The following is a 19311-nucleotide window of genomic DNA, read 5'->3' as shown; positions in this document are numbered from 1 at the left end:
ACAAGAGGACTTCGGGTGAAACAGGTTGTGCAGAACTACAAGAGCGGCGAGCTGACCCTGCTCGACGTGCCGGTGCCGGGGTGCAAGCCGGACGGTGTGCTGGTGCGCAGCGCCTACTCGCTGATCTCCACCGGGACCGAGCTGATGAAGGTGTCCGAGGCCGGCATGTCGATGCTGGGCAAGGCCCGCTCCCGGCCGGACCAGGTGGCCAAGGTCGTGCAGAGCGTGGCCACCAACGGGGTGCCCGCCACCTACCGCAAGGTGATGGGCAAGCTGGACTCCTACACGCCGCTGGGCTACTCGCTGTGCGGGGTGGTCGAGCAGGTCGGCGCGGGGATCGACGAGGTGAAGGTCGGCGACCTCGTGGCCTGCGCCGGCAACGAGCACGCGTTGCACGCCGAGCTGAACTGGGTGCCGAAGAACCTCTACGCCCGGGTGCCGGACGGCCTCGCGCCGCGGCACGCGGCCTTCGGCACCGTCGGGTCGATCGCGTTGCAGGGCGTCCGCCAGGGCGAGTCACGGCTCGGCGAGGTGGCGCTGGTCATCGGCCTCGGGCTGATCGGGCAGCTGGTGGTGCAGCTGCTGGCCGCCTCGGGAGTCCTGGTCGTCGGGGTCGACCCCGACCCGGCGCGCTGCGAGCTCGCCGAGCGCCTGGGCGCGGCGGCCTGCGGCGATCCCGGCTCCGCGGCCGTGGAGAGCGCCGTCGCCGAGCTGACCGGCGGCCTGGGCGTGGACCAGGTGTATCTGGCCGCCGGCGGCGGCAGCAACCAGCCCGTCGAGCTGGCCGCCCGGCTGAGCCGGGACCGCGGCCGGGTCGTCGACATCGGCAAGTGCCGCCTGGACCTGCCGTGGAACGCGTACTACGAGAAGGAGCTCGACGTCCGCTTCTCCCGCAGTTACGGCCCCGGGCGCTACGACCCGGAGTACGAGCTCGAGGGGCGGGACTACCCGATCGGCTATGTGCGCTGGACCGAGCGCCGCAACCTGGCGTGCTTCCTCGATCTCCTTGCCCGCGGCCGCGTCGACGTGGAGCCCCTGGTCTCCCACATCGCCGACTTCGACGACGCCGTCGAGACGTACCGGAGCCTCAAGGACGGCGAGTTGAAGGCCGTGGCCGTGCTGTTCCGCTACCCCGAACACGTGCAGGAAGCGGGGGAAGCGGGGGAAACGGGGGAAACGGCGGCCCCGGCGGTGGCCGTGCCCACGGTGAAGCGGTCCAGCGGCGCGGTGCCCGCGTCGGCCCGGGCCGCCGACTCGCCGGTGCGGCTGGCGTTCGTCGGCGCGGGCAACTACGCGACGTCGATGCTGCTGCCGCACCTGGCACAGCGTGAGGGCGTCGAGCTGTCGACGGTCGTCACCACGACGGCGCTGTCCGCGGCCAACGCGCAGCGGAAGTTCGGCTTCGCCGAGGCGACCACCGACCTCGACGCCGTGCTCGGCGACAAGTCCATCGACGCGGTGTTCGTGGTCACCCGCCACAGCTCGCACGCCGAGCTGACCCGAAAGGCGCTGCTGGCCGGCAAGACGGTGTTCGTGGAGAAGCCGTTGGCGCTCACCGAGGACGAGCTGGCCGGCGTGCTCGCGGCGGTGGAGGAGTCCGGCAACGACCGGCTGCAGGTGGGCTTCAACCGCCGGTTCGCGCCGCTGCTGCAGGAGGCCAGGAAGCGGTTCGGCGCCCGGACCGGGCCGGCGAGCCTGCGCTACCTGGTCAACGCGGGCCGGCTCGATCACGGCAGTTGGTACCTGCGACAGGGCACCGAGGGCTCGCGGTTCGCCGGCGAGGGCGGCCACTTCATCGACACGGCGAGCTGGCTGCTGGAGGCCGACCCGGTGTCGGTGTACGCGGCCGCCACGTCCGGCAACGAGGACCTGCAGATCGTGCTGCGCTACCCGGACGGGTCCACCGCCACCATCAGCTACGTCACCACCGGCTCGTCCGGCTTCCCCAAGGAGACGCTGGACCTGATCGCGGACGGCAGAGTGCTCCGGCTCGACGACTTCGTCCGTGCCTCGGTGTACGGCCGTAAGCGGTGGGTCAGTTCGCGGCTGCCCAAGGCCCGGGACAAGGGCCAGAACGCCCAACTGGCGGCGTTCGTCAAGGCCGTGCGGACCGGAGGGCCGATGCCGGTGCCGCTGGAGTCGCTGGTCGCCACCACGGCGGCCACCCTCGCCGTGCAGACCGGCCTGGTCGGCGGAGCGCCGGTGACATTGGCGAGAGCCCGATGACCATGAGCGCGGGCTGGTATCTGCGGCGGCTGTCCCGGATGGGACCGCGGGAGGTCGGCGGCCGGGTGGGCGACACGGTGCGCAGGCGGCGCTGGCGGTCGGCGCGGCCGGACTGCCCGAACGTGACCGGCGCCCGGTTCACCGCGGTGCTGCCCGCGGGGACGATCGAGGCGGTACCGCCGGACGCCGCGAAACGTCTCCTTGCCGAGGCGGACCGGCTGATGGCCGGGCACGCCGAGTATTTCGGGGTGGTCCGCGACGACCTGACCGACCCGGACTGGTGGTACGACCCGAAGACCGGGCGGCGGGCTCCGTGGGGCTACGCCTTCGACGTGCCGTACCGGAACGAGGACGCGGTCGGGGACGTCAAGCAGATCTGGGAGCTGTCCCGGCACCAGTACCTCACCGTGCTCGCGGCCGCCTACGCGATCAGCGAGGACGAGCGGTACGCCGAGCGAGTGGCCGAGCACCTGCGGTCGTGGTGGGCGGGCAACGCGCCGCTGCGCGGGGTGCACTGGACCAGCGGCATCGAGCTGGGGATCCGGCTGCTGTCGTGGGTGTGGATCCGCCGGCTGCTCGACGGCTGGCCGGGCGTGGGCGCTCTGTTCGAGGGCAACCCGGTGGCGCTGAACCAGATCTGGCACCACCAGCGGTGGCTGGCCGCCTTCCCCAGCCGGGGGTCTTCGGCGAACAACCACGTCATCGCCGAGGCCGCCGGACAGTTCGCGGCGGCCTGCGCGTTCGGCTGGTTCCCTTCCTCGGAGCGCTGGCGGGCCGATGCCCTGCGGTCGCTGGAGCGGCACCTGCGCGGCAACACCTTCCTCTCCGGCCTCAACCGTGAGCTGGCCACCGAGTACCACGGACTGGTGCTGGAGCTCGGCCTGGCCGCGCTGGCCGAGGCGGACACGGCAGGCGTGCCGGTGCCCGCGTCGATCCGGCTGGTGCTGCTGCGGATGACCGACGCGCTCGCGGCCGTCGTGGACAGCCGGCTGCGGCCGCCGCGTCAGGGGGACTCGGACGACGGGCACGGTCTGGTCGTGGACGGTGCGGGCACCGACCGCTGGGGCTCGCTGCTGGCCACCGGGGACGCCGTGTTCGGTCGGCTCGCCTGGTGGCCGACGGTGACCGGCACCGATGTGCGCACCCCGCTGCTGGCCCCGCTCATCCGACCGTGCCCGCAGAACGGAGCCGCACCGGCCGTGTCCCGCCCGGCAAGCCGACCGGGTCATTTCGCCGACGCGGGCATGACCATCCTGCGTGGTCCGACAGAGACGACGGACACGGCGGAGATCTGGTGCCGCTGCGACGGTGGTCCGCACGGGTTCCTGTCCATCGCCGCGCATGCCCACGCGGACGCGCTGTCCGTGGAGGTCCGGCACGACGGGGTCGACGTACTCGCCGACCCGGGGACGTACTGCTACCACGGGCAGCCCGAGTGGCGGCAGTACTTCCGATCGACCCTCGGGCACAACACCCTGCAACTGGACGGCGGTGACCAGTCCGTCTCCGGCGGCCCGTTCCTGTGGACCCGGCAGGCCCGCAGCCGCGTCCTGGTCGCGGACACCTCCGGCGCCTTTGCCGGGGGGACGGCCCGCTGGTGCGCCGAGCACGACGGCTACCAGCGCTCCGTGCACCGCCGCCGGGTGGAACTGTCGGCCGCGAGCCAGGAGCTGACGGTGGTCGACGAGGTGCGCGGCCCGCGCCGGGCCGTGCGACTGGCGTTCCACCTCGGCCCGGCGATCGTCGCCGAGCTGGCAGGACACCGGGCCGTGCTCACCTGGACCCGGGACGGCGAGGACCGCTCCGCGACGCTCGACCTGCCCGGGCAGCTGTCCTGGCGGGCGCATCGCGGCGAGAGCGACCCGCCGCTGGGCTGGTACTCCCCCGGCTTCGGACGCAAGGAACCCGCCACCGCGCTCATCGGCACCGGCTTCGCCGACGGCGCGCAGGGGTTCACCACCGTACTCAGGTTCCACGGCTAGGGAGGACGTGTGGGGATCAAGTGGGGGCACTGGGCGGTGCCGACGGCACTGCTGGCGCTGGTTCTGCCGGCGGCGACCGGCTGCGAGAGCAGCACGCCGGGCGCGGCGCCGAAGCCGACCACCGCCGCGCCCTCCGCGTCCGTGGCCACGTCCGTGGCCCGGGTGTGCGCCAAGCCCGTGGCCGGGCCGGCGAAGGCGCCGAAGGGCGCGGTGCCGGTCGACCCCGCGGTGGTCGGTGACCTGGCGGCGAAGACCAAGAGCAGCCCCCCGCACACCACGTTCTGGCTTCGACCGGGCAGGCACACGCTCGAGCCGGACCGCTACGCCCAGGTCATCCCCAAGGAGGGGGACAGCTACCTGGGCGCGCCGGGCGCGGTGCTCGACGGCCGCAAGACCAACCAGTACGCGTTCGGCGGCACCGCCCGGGGTGTCACCATCGGCTACCTCACCGTGCAGGGTTTCGTCGCGCCGCAGGACGAAGGTGTGGTCAACCATGACTCGGCCGACGGGTGGGTGATCCAGCACTCCACGATCCAGAACAACTCCGGCGCCGGGCTGATGGCCGGCGCCCACCAGCAGGTCCGCGCCAACTGCCTGCGCGCCAACGGGCAGTACGGCATGAACGCGTACAAGAGCGGCGGCCGTGTCACCGCTCTGGTGGTCGAGGGCAACGAGATCGTGGGCAACAACACCGGCGACTGGGAGCGGCGGCGGCCGGGCTGCGGCTGCACCGGAGGCGTCAAGTTCTGGGCCGTCGACGGCGCCGACGTACGGGGCAACTGGGTGCACGACAACCGCGGGGCCGGGTTGTGGGCGGACACCAACAACAACGACTTCCTCATCGAGGACAACGTGCTCGAGGCCAACGACGGTGCCGCGCTGATCTACGAGACCAGCTACAACGCGATCATCCGGAAGAACACGATCCGCCGGAACAACTGGGTGGAGGGCCGCAGGTACGCCGACAAGGGCGACAACTTCCCGTTCGCGACCGTCTACCTGTCCGAGTCCGGCGGCGAACCGCGGATCCGGGCCCGCACGGACAAGATCGAGATCTACGGGAACGTGCTGGAGAACAACTGGTCCGGGATCACCCTGTGGGAGAACGCCGACCGGTTCTGCAACAGCCCGGCCAACACCTCCTCCGGTGACTGCACGTTGCTGGTGAAGAAGACCGGCAGCTGCGCACAGCCGGCGATCGCCACCGCACCGCTCTACGCCGACTGCCGGTGGAAGACCCAGCGGGTGGACATCCACGGCAACCGCTTCGTGCTGGACAAGTCCGTCGTCGACTGCACGGTCAAGTGCGACCGCATGGCGGTGCTGGCCAACTACGGCACCTATCCGGACTGGTCGCCCTACCAGGGCGAGCGGGTGGCCGAGGCGATCACCCGCAAGCAGGACAACCACTGGCACGACAACGTCTACGTCGGACCGTGGACGTTCGTCGCCCACGACCCGAGCCGGACACTCGACTCCGCGCAGTGGCAGGCCGCGCCGTACCAGCAGGACGTCGGCAGCACCTTCCGCGCAGGGGACGGTGGTTGAGATGGGCACGGACCACACGCCGAAGATCGTCGGGACAGTCTGGGGGCTGCTGGTCCTCAACACGCTCGGCTCCGCCGGGGCGAAGACCATCGTCCCGCTGCCCCGCTCCCTCATCCAGATGGTCACCATGGGCGCGCTGGTCGCCGCGTTCGCGCTGGCGCTCGCGGTCAATCTCCGGCTGCGCATCCGGGCCAGTGCCTTCCTGTTCCTGCTCACCCTGCTGCTGGTGCTGAGCGTGATCTCCAGCGCGAACCTGGAGTCAGGGTTCGGGGCGCTGTTCCGGTGCGCCCGGCTGGCTCTCTTCGTCGGCACGCTGTGGCTGCTCAGCCGCTGGTGGGACGGCGGCCCGACGTTCGTGCGGCACCACATCCGGATGTACTTCGCGGTCCTCGGGTCGGTGGCCGCCGGCCTTGTCATCTCACCGGGCGCGGCCCTGCCCGACCTCTACGGCGGGCGGCTGGTCGGCGCGTTGTGGCCGCTCACCCCGCCGCAGATCGGACAGTACGCCGCGGTGATCATCGGGCTCACCGTGCTGCTCCTGCTGGGCCGCAGCACCGACAGGACCAGCGCGGCGGTGGTCATCGTGCCGTCACTCGTCCTGCTCGCGCTGACCCATACCCGCACCGCCACGCTGGGCCTGCTCATCGGGCTGGCGCTGGCGATTGCGTCGCTCATCCTGACCAGCGCCGCCGCCCGCCGGTTCTTCTCCTGGGCGGTGGTGTGCGCCGCGGTGGCCGCGGTGGGGTTCGGCTCCGCGCTGCAGGCGTGGTTCCTGCGCGGACAGAGCCAGGAGAACTTCAGCAGCCTCACCGGTCGGGAGAAGGTCTGGCACGCCCTGCTGGCAGCGCCCCGGACGACTTCGGAGTACCTGTTCGGCGCGGGTCTGGGCGACAAGTCGTTCGGCGGGCTGCCGATCGACAACAGCTGGCTGGCCGTCTACAACGAGCAGGGCATGACCGGCGTCGCGCTGGTGGCGGCGATCATCAGCGTGTTGGGCGGCGTCGCGTTGCTGCGGCCGCCGTCGCTGTCGAGGGCCTGCGCGATCTTTCTGATCAGCTACTGCGCGATCGCCTCGTACACCGAGGCCGGGCTGGGCGACGCCTCGCCGTATCTGCTTCATCTGGCCGTGGCCGCCTCGCTGCTGGCGACACCTGCGGCGGCCACTCCCCCCTCGACACCCGACATGCCTCGACGACGCGGCCCGCGATGGGCCCAGAGATCGGAGGTGGCCTGAGCATGCACATCCTCGTGGCGCACAACCGCTACGCCTCGGCGCAGCCGAGCGGGGAGAACAAGGTCGTCGACCAGGAGGTGGCGCTGCTGCGCGAGGCAGGCCACCAGGTCGAGCTGTTCGAGCGGCGCAGCGACGACATCGCCGCCCGCTCCCTGCCGGGCAAGGTCGCGGTGCCGCTGCTGGTGCCGTGGAACCCGGCGGTCCGCACGGAGCTCGCCGCCCGGCTGCGCGCCGAGCGGCCGGACGTGGTGCACGTCCACAACGTCTTCCCGCTGCTGTCGCCGGCGGTCCTTGCCGCCTGCGCCGACGCCGGCGTGCCCGCCGTCGCCACACTGCACAACTACACCCAGGTCTGCCCGCCCGGCACGTTGCAGCGCGACGGCCGGCCCTGCACCGAGTGCGTCGGGTCGACGCCGCTGCCCGCCGTCCGGCACGGCTGCTACCGGAACTCCCGCCTGGCGACGGTGCCGCTCGCGGTGAGCCTGGCGGTCAACCGGCGGCGGTGGTGGTCCGGTGTGGAGCGGTTCTTCTGCATCTCCGCGGCGCAGCGCGACGTCCTGGTGCGGGCCGGCATGCCGGCCGAGCGACTCGCGGTGAAGCACAACTTCGTGCCCGACCCGGACGCCCGCCGAGAGGGTGCCGGCGAGCATCTGCTCTATCTCGGCCGGCTCGCCGAGGCCAAGGGCGTGCGGCTGCTCATGGCTGCGTGGGACGAGCTCGCGGCGAGCGGCGGTGTGGGCGTGCCGCTCGTGATCGCCGGCACGGGGCCGCTGGAGCCGGAGGTGACCGCCTGGGCGGCGGGCCGGGACGACGTGCGCTACGTCGGCCTGTACGACACCGCGGAGTGCCAGAAAGCCATCGCGCGGTCGGTCGCCGTGGTGGCTCCCTCGACGTGGTTGGAGGCGTTCGGCCTGGTGGTCGTGGAGGCGATGGCGGCCGGGGTTCCGGTCGTCGCCGCCGGTCACGGCGCCTTCGTCGAACTCGTCGAGGACGGGGTGACCGGGCTGCTGCACCGGCCGGGCGAGGCCGCCTCGCTCGCGTCCTGCCTACGCCGGATCGCGGCCGAACCGGACCACAACCGGGAGCTGGGCCGGGAGGCCCGGCTCCGTTACGAACACGGTTTCAGCCCGGCGGTCGGCCTCGACCGCCTGGTTGACGAGTACCGCACCGCGATCGCGGGCCGGTCAGCACTGACTCGCGGCGGGGACACCCGCGCGAGCAGGGGGGATGGGGACAGTAGATGACACGATGCCGACTCTGCGGCTCGGAAGCGATGGCGAGCGTCGTCGACCTCGGGGCGACGCCACCATGTGAGAGCTTTCTCGCCGCGGACCAACTGGACCGGCCGGAACCCGCGTACCCGCTGCACCTGCGGGTCTGCACCGACTGCTGGCTGGCGCAGATCCCGCCGCTGATCACGCCGGAGGAGACGTTCAAGGAGTACGCGTACTTCTCCTCGTACTCGACGTCCTGGGTGGAGCACGCGCGCACGTTCGTCGCCGACGCCGCAGCGCGCCTTGCTCTCGGTACCGACGCCTTCGTGGTCGAGGTCGCGAGCAACGACGGATACCTGCTGCGGCACGTGGTGGACCGGGGGATCCGCTGCCTGGGCATCGAGCCGTCGGTGAACGTCGGCGCCGCGGCGCGGGACGCGGGCGTGCCCACGCTCACGGAGTTCCTGAGCCCGGAGACCGGCTCGGCCGTCCGCGAAGAGCACGGCCCGGCGAACCTGGTCGTGGCCAACAACGTGTACGCGCACATCCCCGACGTGGTCGGGTTCACCCAGGGCCTGCGCGCCCTGGTCGCCGACGACGGCTGGGTCTCCATCGAGGTGCAGCATCTGCTGACCCTGATCGAGGAGAACCAGTACGACACGATCTACCACGAGCACTTCCAGTACTACACGGTCGCGTCCGCGATCCGGGCCCTTGCCAGCGGCGGGCTCGCGCTCGTGGACGTCGAGCTGCTGCCCACGCACGGCGGCTCCATCCGGCTGTGGGCCCGGCCCGCCGAGGCGGCCGGCGAGCCGACGCCGCGGGTGGCCGACGTGCTGGCCCGGGAGAAGGCCGCCGGTCTTCAGGAGCTGTCGGGGTACGCCGAGTTCTCCGCCCGGGTGGCCAAGGTGCGCCGGGACCTGCTCAGGTTCCTCATCGAGGCGGCCGAGCGCGGTGAGACGGTCGTCGGCTACGGCGCGCCGGGCAAGGGCAACACCCTGCTCAACCACTGCGGCATCCGGCCCGACCTGCTCGCGTACACGGTCGACCGCAACCCCTACAAGCACGGCCGGTTCACCCCGGGCACCCGTATCCCGATCCTGCCGCCCGAGCAGATAGCCGCCGACAAGCCGGACTACGTCGTCGTCCTGCCGTGGAACCTGCGGGCCGAGTTGGTCGAGCAGCTGTCCTTCGTGGGCGACTGGGGCGGCCGACTGGTCTTTCCCATCCCGGAACTGAGCATCGTCGAACCGAGCATTGTCGAGGTCGCGTCTCGAAAGGTCACAGCATGAAGGTCGTTCTGTTCTGCGGCGGTTACGGGATGCGGATGCGGAGCGGCGCCGCAGACGACGTGCCCAAGCCGATGGCGATGGTCGGCCCGCGGCCGCTGATCTGGCACGTCATGCGCTACTACGCACACTTCGGGCACAGGGAGTTCATCCTGTGCCTCGGCTACGGGGCCCACCACATCAAGGACTTCTTCCTCAACTACGAGGAGACGACGTCCAACGACTTCGTGCTGCGGGGCGGCCGGACCGAACTGCTGTCCACCGACATCGCCGACTGGACGATCACGTTCGCGCAGACCGGCATCGAGTCACCGATCGGGGAGCGGCTGCGCCGGGTGCGGCACCACCTGGACGGCGACGAGATGTTCCTCGCCAACTACGCCGACGTGCTCACCGACGCCCCGCTGCCGGAGATGATCGACCGGTTCGCCCGGCGTGACGCCGGTGCGTCGATGATGGTGGTGCCGCCGCAGTCGTCGTTCCACTGCGTGGAGTTGGGCGAGGACGGCCTGGTCGGGGGCATCACCGCGGTGAGCGACATGCCGCTGTGGGAGAACGGCGGCTACTTCGTGCTCCGCCAGGAGATCTTCGACCACATCCCGGAGAACGGGGACCTGGTCGCCGACGGATGCGCCCAACTGGCCAAGCAGGGGCGGCTGGTGGCGCACCAGCACCGCGGCTTCTGGAAGCCGACCGACACCGTGAAGGAGCGCGCCGCGCTCGACGACGCCTACGCCCGGGGCGAACGCCCGTGGGCCGTGTGGGAGCGGGACAACGCCGGGGTCGGCGCGTGATCCGGCTCGGGGCCGGGCGCCTGGACCGGATCGTCGCGGTGGGCGCGCACTGCGACGACATCGCCATCGGCGCCGGCGGCACGCTGCTGACGCTGTGTCACGCACGGCCGGGTGTCCGCGTCGACGCGCTGGTGCTCTCCGGCGGTGGCAGCGAGCGCGAGCAGGAGGAGCAGGCCGCGCTCGCCGCCTTCTGCCCGGGCGCCGACCTGCGGCTGACCGTGCACAAGCTGCCCGACGGCCGGCTGCCGGCGCACTGGGAGGAGGCCAAGGCCGCGGTCGAGGAGCTGCGCGCCCGGACCGACCCGGAGCTGATCCTGGCCCCGCGCACCGATGACGCGCACCAGGATCACCGCGGCCTGGCGAAGCTGATCCCCACCGCGTTCCGCGACCATCTCGTGCTCGGCTACGAGATCGTCAAGTGGGACGGCGATCTCGGCCGTCCGGCGGCGTACCAGCCGCTGTCGTCGGAGACCGCCGAACAGAAGGTGCGGCTGCTGCAGGAGCACTACCCCTCGCAGCGGCACCGGCCCTGGTACGACCGGGAGGCCTTCCTCGGCCTTGCCCGGATCCGCGGCATCGAATGCCAGGCGCGCTACGCCGAGGCGTTCGACGTCGCCAAACTCACGCTCAACCTGGGGGGTTGAACCTTGCGCGTACTACTGACCGGACACCAGGGCTATCTGGGCACCGTGATGGCCCCGGTCCTCGCGGCCGCCGGACACGAGGTCGTCGGCCTGGACGCCGGCCTGTTCGCCGACTGCGTCCTCGGCCCGACCCCCGCGGACCCGCCGGGGCACCGGGTGGACCTGCGCGACGTCACGGCCGAACACGTGGCCGGAGTGGACGCCGTGATCCACCTGGCCGCGCTGTCCAACGACCCGCTGGGATCGCTGGCGCCGGACCTCACCTACGACATCAACCACCACGCGTCCGTACGGCTGGCCCGGCTGGCCCGCGACGCCGGGGTGCGGCGCTTCCTGTACGCGTCGACCTGCTCGGTCTACGGCGCCGCAGGCGGCGACGACCTGGTGGCCGAGGACGCCCCGCTGCGCCCGGTGACGCCGTACGCGGAGTCCAAGGTGCGGGTCGAGGACGATCTGCACGCGCTCGCCGACGGCGACTTCAGCCCGGTGTACATGCGCAACGCCACCGCCTTCGGCTACTCGCCCCGGCTGCGCGCCGACATCGTGCTGAACAACCTGGTGGGCCACGCGCTCCTGTCCGGCGAGGTCCTTGTGCTCTCCGACGGCACGCCCTGGCGCCCGCTGGTGCACGCCGCCGACATCGCCCGGGCCTTCGCGGCCGCGCTGGTCGCGCCGCGGGAAGCGGTGCACGACCGGGCGTTCAACATCGGCAGCGAGATCAACAACGTGACGGTCGCCGAGATCGCCGACCAGGTCGCCGAGGCGGTGTCCGGGGCGAAGGTGGTGATCACCGGGGAGAACGGCGCCGATCCGCGGTCCTACCGAGTGGACTTCTCCCGGTTCCGTTCGGCGATCCCCGGCTTCGACTGCGAGTGGACGGTGAAGCAGGGCGCGCTCGAACTCGCCGACGCCTACCGGAAGCACGGGCTGGCCCGGGAGGACTTCGAGCGGCGCTTCACCCGGCTCGCCGTGCTGCGCGCCGCGTCCGAGGCCGGCACGGTCGACGACACCCTGCGGTGGCGCCGGTGACCGAGCACGGCGAGGAGATGTACGCCCTGGTGGAGCGGCTGTACCCGCTGTGCCGGAGCATCACGGGCGACGGGGTGCGCGCCACCCTGGACATCGTCGGCGAGTACGTCCCGCTGCAGACGCACGAGGTGCCGACCGGGACCCAGGTCCTCGACTGGACGGTGCCGCAGGAGTGGAACATCCGCGACGCGTACATCGCCGACGCCACCGGCCACCGGGTCGTCGACTTCGCCGCGTCCAGCCTGCACGTCCTCGGCTACAGCGTGCCGGTGTCGGCGACCATGCCGCTGTCCGAGCTGCGCGGACACCTGCACACCCTGCCGGACCACCCGTCCTGGGTGCCGTACCGCACCAGCTACTACCAGCCGCAGTGGGGGTTCTGCCTGGCCCAGGAGACCCTGGACGCGATGCCGGACGGCGAGTACGAGGTGCGCATCGACTCCACGCTCGCCGACGGCCATCTCACCTACGCCGAGCACGTGGTTCCCGGGCAGGTCGCCGACGAGGTGATCGTCTCCTGCCATGTCTGCCACCCGTCGCTGGCCAACGACAACCTGGCCGGCATCGCGGTGGCGACGTTCCTGGCCCGTGCGCTGGCGACCACGACGCCGTACCACACCTACCGGTTCATCTTCGCGCCCGGCACCATCGGGGCGATCACCTGGCTGGCCCGCAACGCGGAGCGGGTGGAGCGGGTCAAGCACGGGCTGGTGCTGGCCTGCGCCGGCGACCCGGGCAGCCTGACGTACAAGCAGAGCAGGCGCGGCGACGCGGAGATCGACCGGGTGATGCGGCACGTACTGACCGCATCCGAACGCCCGCATCAGGTCAACGAGTTCACTCCGTACGGCTACGACGAGCGGCAGTACTGCTCGCCCGGGTTCGATCTCGGCGTGGGCTCGCTCACCCGTACCCCGTACGCGGGCTACCCCGAGTACCACACCTCGGCGGACAACCTGGACTTCGTCTCCCCTCAGGCGATGGCGGACACCCTCGCCGTCTGCCGCGAGGCGTTCGCCGTCCTGGACCGCAACCGGCGGTACGTCAACCTCAGCCCGTACGGCGAACCACAGCTGGGGCGACGCGGGTTGTACGACGCGCTCGGCGGCCGCAGCGACACCAAGCAGGCCCAGATGGCCATGCTCTGGGTGCTCAACCTCTCCGACGGCGAGCACAGTCTGCTGGACGTCGCGGAGCGGTCCGGACTGCCGTTCGACACCGTCGCCGACGCGGCCGACGCGCTGCACGAGGCAGGGCTGATCAAGACATGACGTCCACGCCCGTCGAGGGGGAGAATCCCCGGACAGCGGCGCCACCGGCCCGATCCGCCAAGCGGGCCCTCGTCGGCCGGCTGTCCTGGGGACTGGCCGACCAGGCGGCCTCCAGCGTCAGCAACTTCGCGGTGGGCATCTACGTGGCCCGCTCGCTGGGGGTCACCACGTTCGGCGTGTTCAGCCTGGCCTGGGTGACCTACGGCGTGGTGCTCAACGTCTCCCGGGGCCTGGCCACCGACCCGCTCGTGGTGCGCTTCAGCGGCGTGCCAAAGGCGTCCTGGCGCGGGGCTGTGGCCCGCTCGACGGGTACCGCCCTCTGCGTCGGTTCGGCCCTCGGCGTGGTCTGCCTGGTGGCCGGCCTCGGTCTCGGCGGCCGCGTGGGGCCCGCCTTCGCGGCCCTGGGTCTCATGCTGCCGGGGCTGCTGCTCCAGGACGCCTGGCGGTTCTCGTTCTTCGCTGCCGGCGCCGGGCGGAAGGCGTTCGTCAACGACGTGGTGTGGGGCATCGCGCTCGTCCCGGCCATGGTGGTGGCGGCCCACGTGGACAGCGTGGCCGCCTTCGTGCTCGCCTGGGGCGCGTCCGCCACGGTGGCGGCGGGGTACGGCTACCTCCAGTCCGGAATCCGGCCCCGGATGACCGAGGCGCGCGGGTGGCTGCGCGAACAGCGCGACCTCGGCTACCGGTACCTGGCCGAGAACGTCAGCCTCAGCGGCGCCAGCCAGGTGCGGGCGTACGGGCTCGGCGTGATCGTCGGGATCGGCGCGGTGGGCACGGTGCGCGGCGCCGAGCTCCTGCTCGGCCCGTTCCTCGCCGTACTCATGGGGCTTTCGCTGGTCACCGTCCCCGAGGCGGCACGGGTGCTGCGGCAGGCCCCGCACCAACTGGGCAGGTTCTGCCTCCTCCTCGGCGGCGGGCAGGCCGCCGGAGCGCTGCTCTGGGGCTCGGCGCTGCTGCTGATGCCGGGCCGGCTCGGTGAACTGGCGCTCGGCGACGTCTGGCACTCCTCGTCGCACCTCATCGTGCAGATCACCCTCAGCGTCGCCGGAGCGGGCCTCGGCACCGGCGCGGCGGCCGGCCTGCGCGCGCTCGGCGCGGCCCGGCGCAGCCTGCGCTGCCAGTTGTTCGCCTCCGCCTGCTACGTCGGCGGCGGGCTCGGCGGCGCGGCCGTCGGCGGCACGGCCGGCTCGGCCTGGGGCGTCGCCGCCGCGACCCTCAGCGGCTCGACCGTCTGGTGGCTGCAACTGCGATCCGCCCTGCGCGAGCACCGCCACAACCCCATCCCCGAAGTGAGGACCTCATGACCTCCCAACCCAGGCTGACCATCGGCCTGCCCGTGTACAACGGCGAGGAGTACCTGGCGGAATCGCTCGACGCCCTGCTCGGCCAGACCTACGAGGACTTCGAGCTGGTCATCTCCGACAACGCCTCGACCGACGGGACCGAGGACATCTGCCGTAAGTACGCCGCGCAGGACGCGCGCATCCGGTACCTTCGGCTGCCCCGCAACGTCGGCGCCACGCCGAACCACAACCGGGTGTTCGCCGAGTGCCGCGGCGAACTGTTCAAGTGGGCCTCGCACGACGACCTCTACGCCCGCGATCTGCTGCGACGCTGCGTCCAGGCCCTGGACGAGCAGCCCGACGTGATCCTCGCGCACGCCGACCAGGCGGTCATCGACGCCGACGGCCAGGTCAAGGTCCCCTACGAGTACACCCTTGCGACCGACTCGCCGCAGGCGCCGGAGCGCTTCCGCAGCATGCTGTTCGAGCCCGGCGGCGACGACTTCTACGGGGTGATCCGGGCCGACGCGCTGCGCCGGGTGAAGCCGATGGACAGCTACCACCACGCGGACCGCACCTTCGTCGCCGAGATCGCCCTGCACGGCCGCTTCCACCAGGTGCCGGAGCTGCTGTACTTCCGCCGCGACCACCCCACCCGCGCCGAGCGGGCGAACCCGTCCAAGCGCTCCCGGTGCGTCAACCTGGACCCGCGCCGGGCAGGTCTGCTGCACCCGACGCCCCGGCTGCTCGCCGAGTACGTCTGGGGCTTCACCTCGGCGATCCGGCGGGCCCCGCTGTCCCCGGCCGACCGGCGCGCCTGCTACCGCCACCTGGCCGCCTGGATGACCAGCCGGGTCCGGCCCGGCGCGGGCGAGCGGGTGGAGGACCGCGCCCCGGTCGACCCGGCCAAGCTGACCGTCTCCGTCGACGCCCTCGTCGCCGGCCGAGAGGGGAGGCGCGCATGACGTCCGCGGACGAAACTCCGGTGCGGGTGGGGCTGTTCGGCCTGCTCGGCTCCGGCAACCTCGGCAACGACGGATCGCTGGAAGCCGTGCTCGGCTACCTCCGCGCCGAGCACCCGGACGCGGTCGTGGACGCGCTGTGCGGCGGACCCGAAGCGGTGACGGCGAAGTTCGGGATCCCCGCGACGCGGCTGCACTGGAACCGCGGGGAGTACCGGACCGCGTCGCGTGCGGGCGCGATCGCTTCGAAGGGTCTGGGCAAACTCGTCGACGCCTTCCGCACCGCTGCCTGGGTGCGCCGGCACGACGTCGTGATCGTGCCCGGCATGGGCGTACTGGAGGCCACCCTGCCGCTGCGGCCGTGGGGCTTCCCGTACTCCCTGTTCCTGCTCTGCGCGAGCGGACGGTTGACGCGCACCCGGGTCGCGCTGGTCGGCGTCGGCGCCGCCGAGATCCGCAACCGCCCGACCCGGGCCCTGGTGCGCTGGTCGGCGCGGCTGGCCGCGTACCGGTCGTACCGGGACGGCCAGTCCCGGGACGCGATGCGGGCGATGGGCGTGGACACCGCGCGCGACGAGGTCTACCCCGACCTCGCGTTCTCCCTGCCGACACCGCCGGCGAGCGCGCCCACCGGCACGCCGGGTACCGTCTGCCTCGGCGTCATGGACTTCCACGGCGGCAACGACGATCGCGCCCGGGCCGATGAGATATACCGGCGCTACCTCGACGGCACGATCCGGTTCGTCCGCGCGCTGGTCGAGGAGGGCAGGCCGGTCCGGCTGCTCACCGGCGACCAGTGCGACTTGTCGGTGGTCGCCGCTGTCCTGGACGCGGTCGACTCACCACTGGTCACCGCGGCCGAACCGGCCTCGCTGGCCGACCTGATGAACGAGATGGCGGCCGCCGACACCGTGGTGGCCGTCCGCTACCACAACCTGATCTGCGCGCTGAAGACCGGAACGCCCGTGCTCGCCCTCTGCTATGCGGCGAAGAGCGACGCGCTCATGGACCGGATGGGCCTCGGCGCGTACTGCCACCCGGCTCGCGAGGTCGACGCCGACCGGCTGCTCGAGCAGTTCCGGTCCTTGGAGAAGCGCTCGGCGGAGCTGCGGGAGATACTCGCCGAGCGGAACCTGGCCACCGCCCGGCAACTCGAGGACCAGTTCACCGCGTTGACCGCGGCCCTGTTCCCGACGACCGACCACGAGCAGGCCCACGCCCGGCAGGAGGCTCCATGAAAGCGATCGAAGTCCCCGAGATCACGGGCGCGTTCCTGTTCGAGCCGACGCCGTACGCCGACGAACGCGGCTTCTTCTGCCGCACCTTCGACGCCGACGTGGTCCGCTCGGTGGGCCTGAACCCGGACACCTTCGTCCAGGACAGCCTGTCCCGCTCGGCCCGGGGCGTGCTGCGGGGCCTGCACCTGCGCTCCGGCGCCGGCGAGGCCAAGCTGGTGCGGTGCTCGTACGGGAGGATCTTCGACGTCGTCGTGGACCTGCGGGCGGACTCGCCGACCTACCGCAACCGGGGCTTCTTCGAGCTGTCCGACGAGACACAGGTGACCCTGTACATCCCGGCGGGGTGCGCGCACGGCTTCCAGGCGCTCACCGAAACCGCCGACACCTCCTACCGGATCGACCGCCCGCACGATCCGGCCGAGGACGTGACGATCGCGTTCGACGACCCGGAGCTCGCCATTCCCTGGCCGCTGCCGGTCACTTCGATGTCCCAGCGGGACCGCGAGGCGCCGAGCCTCGCCGAGGTCCTGAAGCAACAGTAGAAAGTTGAGGTCGGTGTGGACACCGTAGACACCGCGGAACTCCTCCTGCCCCGGTCGCGGAGCGCGAACGAGCGGCTGCACGCCATGATCCCCGGGGGCGCGCACACCTACGCCAAGGGCGACGACCAGTATCCCGAGCACCTGGCCCCGGTCATCAGCCACGGCCACGGCGCCCACGTGTGGGACGTCGACGGCAACCGCTACGTCGAGTACGGCTCCGGTCTGCGGTCGGTCAGCCTCGGCCACGCCCACCCACGCGTGATCGAGGCGGTGCGCAGGGAACTCGACCGCGGCAGCAACTTCGTCCGGCCGTCCATCGTGGAGGTCGAAGCCGCGGAACGGTTCCTGGCGACGGTGCCCACCGCCGAGATGGTGAAGTTCGCGAAGAACGGCTCCGACGCCACCACCGCCGCGGTGCGCCTCGCCCGCGCCGCCACCGGGCGCCCGCGGGTGGCTCTCTGCGCCGACCATCCGTTCTTCTCCGTCGACGACTGGTTCATCGGCACCACCCCGATGTCCGCCGGCATTCCGGCGGCGACCAACGAGCTCACCGTGTCCTTCCCCTACGGTGACCTGGCCGCCACGGAGGAACTGCTCACCCGGTACCAGGGCGAGGTCGCCTGCCTGATCCTCGAACCCGCCACCCACAGCGAGCCGCCGCCCGGGTACCTCGCCGGCCTGCGCGAACTCGCCGACCGGCACGGCTGCGTGCTGATCTTCGATGAGATGATCACCGGCCTGCGCTGGTCCGAGGCGGGCGCCCAGGGCCTGTACGGCGTCGTCCCCGACCTCTCCACGTTCGGCAAGGCGCTGGGCAACGGGTTCGCCGTCTCCGCGCTGGCCGGGCGCCGCGAGCTGATGGAGCGGGGCGGGCTGCGTCACTCCGGAGAGCGGGTGTTCCTGCTGTCCACCACGCACGGTGCGGAGACGCACTCCCTGGCAGCCGCGATGGCCGTGCTCACCACCTACGTCGAAGAGGGCGTCACCGCCCGGCTGCACGCCCTCGGCGAGCGGTTGGCAGCCGGTGTCCGCGACGCCGCGGCCGCCATGGGCGTCGGCGACCACCTCGTCGTCCGGGGCCGGGCCAGCAACCTGGTCTTCGCCACCCTCGACGAGAACCTCCAGCCGTCACAGCGGTACCGGACCCTGTTCCTGCGCCGGCTTCTCGCGGGCGGGGTGCTGGCCCCGTCGTTCGTGGTGAGCAGCGCGCTCGACGACGCCGACATCGATCACACCGTCGACGTGGTGGCCCAGGCGTGTGCGGTGTACCGGAAGGCACTTGACGCGGCCGACCCCACCCCCTGGCTGGCAGGGCGGCCGGTGCAGCCCGTGTTCCGCCGCCTGGCGTGACATGACGTGATGATGTGCCGTGACGTGACGTCAGCGGCGTTCTGGCTGACGGGCGTCGGCGGTCCTGTCGATCAGCCATGCGGTCGCCGGGATCACCGCCAGCGCGGTGCACCAGCCGCCGAGGACGTCGGTCGGGTAGTGCGCGCCCAGGGCGACCTGCGCCCAGCCCATGGCGGCGCCGGCGACCAGCGCCGCGGCGAGAACGAGTGACGTGCCGGCCGTCCTGCCGAGGCCGAGCCGGCCGGTCGCGGGCAGGGCCACCACGAGGGCGAGCGCGGTGAGGAAGGCGGTGTGCCCGCTCGGATAGGACAGGTTGTCGTCGCCGTGGATGGTGCGTCCCACCACGTGCTTGAGCAGCGTCGTCGTCCCCACGGTCAGGGTGGTGCCGGCGACGACGAGCACCGCCGCGCGAGGACGCCGAAGCAGCAGGCAGCCCGCCACGACGGCCGTGACAAGCATCACCGATCCGGCGGGCTCCCCCAGGAAGTCCATGACCAGGGCGACGCGCCTCCAGGGCGGCCGCACGCTGTCCGCCGTCGGCTGGATGATCCAGCGGTCCACCCTGCCGGGCTCGCCGTGGCCGGCGTACACGACACCGAGCACGACGACCACCAGGGCGGCGAGCGCCGCGATCAGTCCGAGCCACACGCGCAGCGGCCGGGGCAGCACCGCGGGCGCCGACCGGCCGGTCACCGGCCCACCGCG

At 72.0% G+C, this 19311-nt stretch carries 16 protein-coding genes; 15 read left to right on the top strand and 1 reads right to left on the bottom strand.

The features are described from left to right. Window positions 1-15: 15 nt before the first annotated feature. The 15 genes from B5557_RS39620 to B5557_RS39550 all read left to right on the top strand — a co-directional run bounded on the left by B5557_RS39620 (window position 16) and on the right by B5557_RS39550 (window position 18606). Window positions 16-2226, top strand: coding sequence for a bi-domain-containing oxidoreductase (locus tag B5557_RS39620; RefSeq protein WP_079664021.1), 2211 nt, complete (start codon window positions 16-18; stop codon window positions 2224-2226). Next, window positions 2223-4208, top strand: a complete 1986-nt coding sequence (locus B5557_RS39615) for an alginate lyase family protein (protein ID WP_079664020.1) — start codon at window positions 2223-2225, stop codon at window positions 4206-4208. Before B5557_RS39620 ends, B5557_RS39615 begins: the two co-directional genes overlap by 4 nt. Before the next feature lie 9 nt (window positions 4209-4217). After that, the gene (locus B5557_RS39610; protein WP_079664019.1) at window positions 4218-5756 is read left to right on the top strand and encodes a right-handed parallel beta-helix repeat-containing protein; all 1539 of its coding nucleotides are present in this window, start codon (window positions 4218-4220) and stop codon (window positions 5754-5756) included. A 1-nt stretch (window position 5757) separates the two neighbouring features. Further along, window positions 5758-6990, top strand: coding sequence for a hypothetical protein (locus B5557_RS39605; protein ID WP_079664018.1), 1233 nt, complete (start codon window positions 5758-5760; stop codon window positions 6988-6990). 2 nt (window positions 6991-6992) lie between these two features. Beyond that, window positions 6993-8234: a glycosyltransferase gene (locus B5557_RS39600; protein ID WP_079664017.1), complete on the top strand. Its 1242-nt coding sequence runs from the start codon at window positions 6993-6995 to the stop codon at window positions 8232-8234. Beyond that, window positions 8231-9496, top strand: coding sequence for a class I SAM-dependent methyltransferase (locus B5557_RS39595; protein WP_079664016.1), 1266 nt, complete (start codon window positions 8231-8233; stop codon window positions 9494-9496). The genes B5557_RS39600 and B5557_RS39595 overlap by 4 nt, the downstream gene beginning before the upstream one ends. Further along, complete coding sequence (locus tag B5557_RS39590; protein WP_079664015.1) at window positions 9493-10287, top strand: glucose-1-phosphate cytidylyltransferase; 795 nt, start codon at window positions 9493-9495, stop codon at window positions 10285-10287. Before B5557_RS39595 ends, B5557_RS39590 begins: the two co-directional genes overlap by 4 nt. Continuing rightward, entirely contained in the window at window positions 10284-10931 is a 648-nt protein-coding gene (locus B5557_RS39585) for a PIG-L deacetylase family protein (RefSeq protein ID WP_079664014.1), read from the top strand. Before B5557_RS39590 ends, B5557_RS39585 begins: the two co-directional genes overlap by 4 nt. 3 nt (window positions 10932-10934) lie before the next feature. After that, entirely contained in the window at window positions 10935-11960 is a 1026-nt protein-coding gene (locus B5557_RS39580) for an NAD-dependent epimerase/dehydratase family protein (RefSeq protein WP_079664013.1), read from the top strand. Beyond that, a complete protein-coding gene (locus B5557_RS39575; RefSeq protein ID WP_079664012.1) occupies window positions 11948-13231 on the top strand; it encodes a DUF4910 domain-containing protein in 1284 nt (427 codons plus the stop codon). Before B5557_RS39580 ends, B5557_RS39575 begins: the two co-directional genes overlap by 13 nt. After that, the gene (locus B5557_RS39570) at window positions 13228-14535 is read left to right on the top strand and encodes a hypothetical protein (protein WP_079664011.1); all 1308 of its coding nucleotides are present in this window, start codon (window positions 13228-13230) and stop codon (window positions 14533-14535) included. Before B5557_RS39575 ends, B5557_RS39570 begins: the two co-directional genes overlap by 4 nt. Then, window positions 14532-15479, top strand: a complete 948-nt coding sequence (locus B5557_RS39565) for a glycosyltransferase family 2 protein (RefSeq protein WP_079664010.1) — start codon at window positions 14532-14534, stop codon at window positions 15477-15479. The genes B5557_RS39570 and B5557_RS39565 overlap by 4 nt, the downstream gene beginning before the upstream one ends. Beyond that, window positions 15476-16714, top strand: coding sequence for a polysaccharide pyruvyl transferase family protein (locus B5557_RS39560; RefSeq protein WP_079664009.1), 1239 nt, complete (start codon window positions 15476-15478; stop codon window positions 16712-16714). Before B5557_RS39565 ends, B5557_RS39560 begins: the two co-directional genes overlap by 4 nt. Further along, a complete protein-coding gene (gene rfbC / locus B5557_RS39555; RefSeq protein WP_079664008.1) occupies window positions 16711-17256 on the top strand; it encodes a dTDP-4-dehydrorhamnose 3,5-epimerase in 546 nt (181 codons plus the stop codon). Before B5557_RS39560 ends, rfbC begins: the two co-directional genes overlap by 4 nt. 84 nt (window positions 17257-17340) lie before the next feature. Continuing rightward, window positions 17341-18606 carry a glutamate-1-semialdehyde 2,1-aminomutase gene (locus tag B5557_RS39550; protein WP_231976509.1) on the top strand — a complete coding sequence of 422 codons (1266 nt, stop codon included), beginning with the start codon at window positions 17341-17343 and terminating at the stop codon, window positions 18604-18606. 30 nt (window positions 18607-18636) lie between these two features. Here B5557_RS39550 and B5557_RS39545 read toward each other — a convergent pair whose 3' ends face one another. Continuing rightward, on the bottom strand, window positions 18637-19299 hold the full coding sequence (locus tag B5557_RS39545; protein WP_099937899.1) for a phosphatase PAP2 family protein: 663 nt from the start codon (window positions 19297-19299) through the stop codon (window positions 18637-18639). Window positions 19300-19311: the final 12 nt, after the last annotated feature.

It is taken from the genome of Streptomyces sp. 3214.6, from assembly GCF_900129855.1.
Lineage (GTDB): Bacteria > Actinomycetota > Actinomycetes > Streptomycetales > Streptomycetaceae > Streptomyces > Streptomyces soliscabiei.
This window is presented reverse-complemented; position numbering and strand designations above follow the sequence as displayed.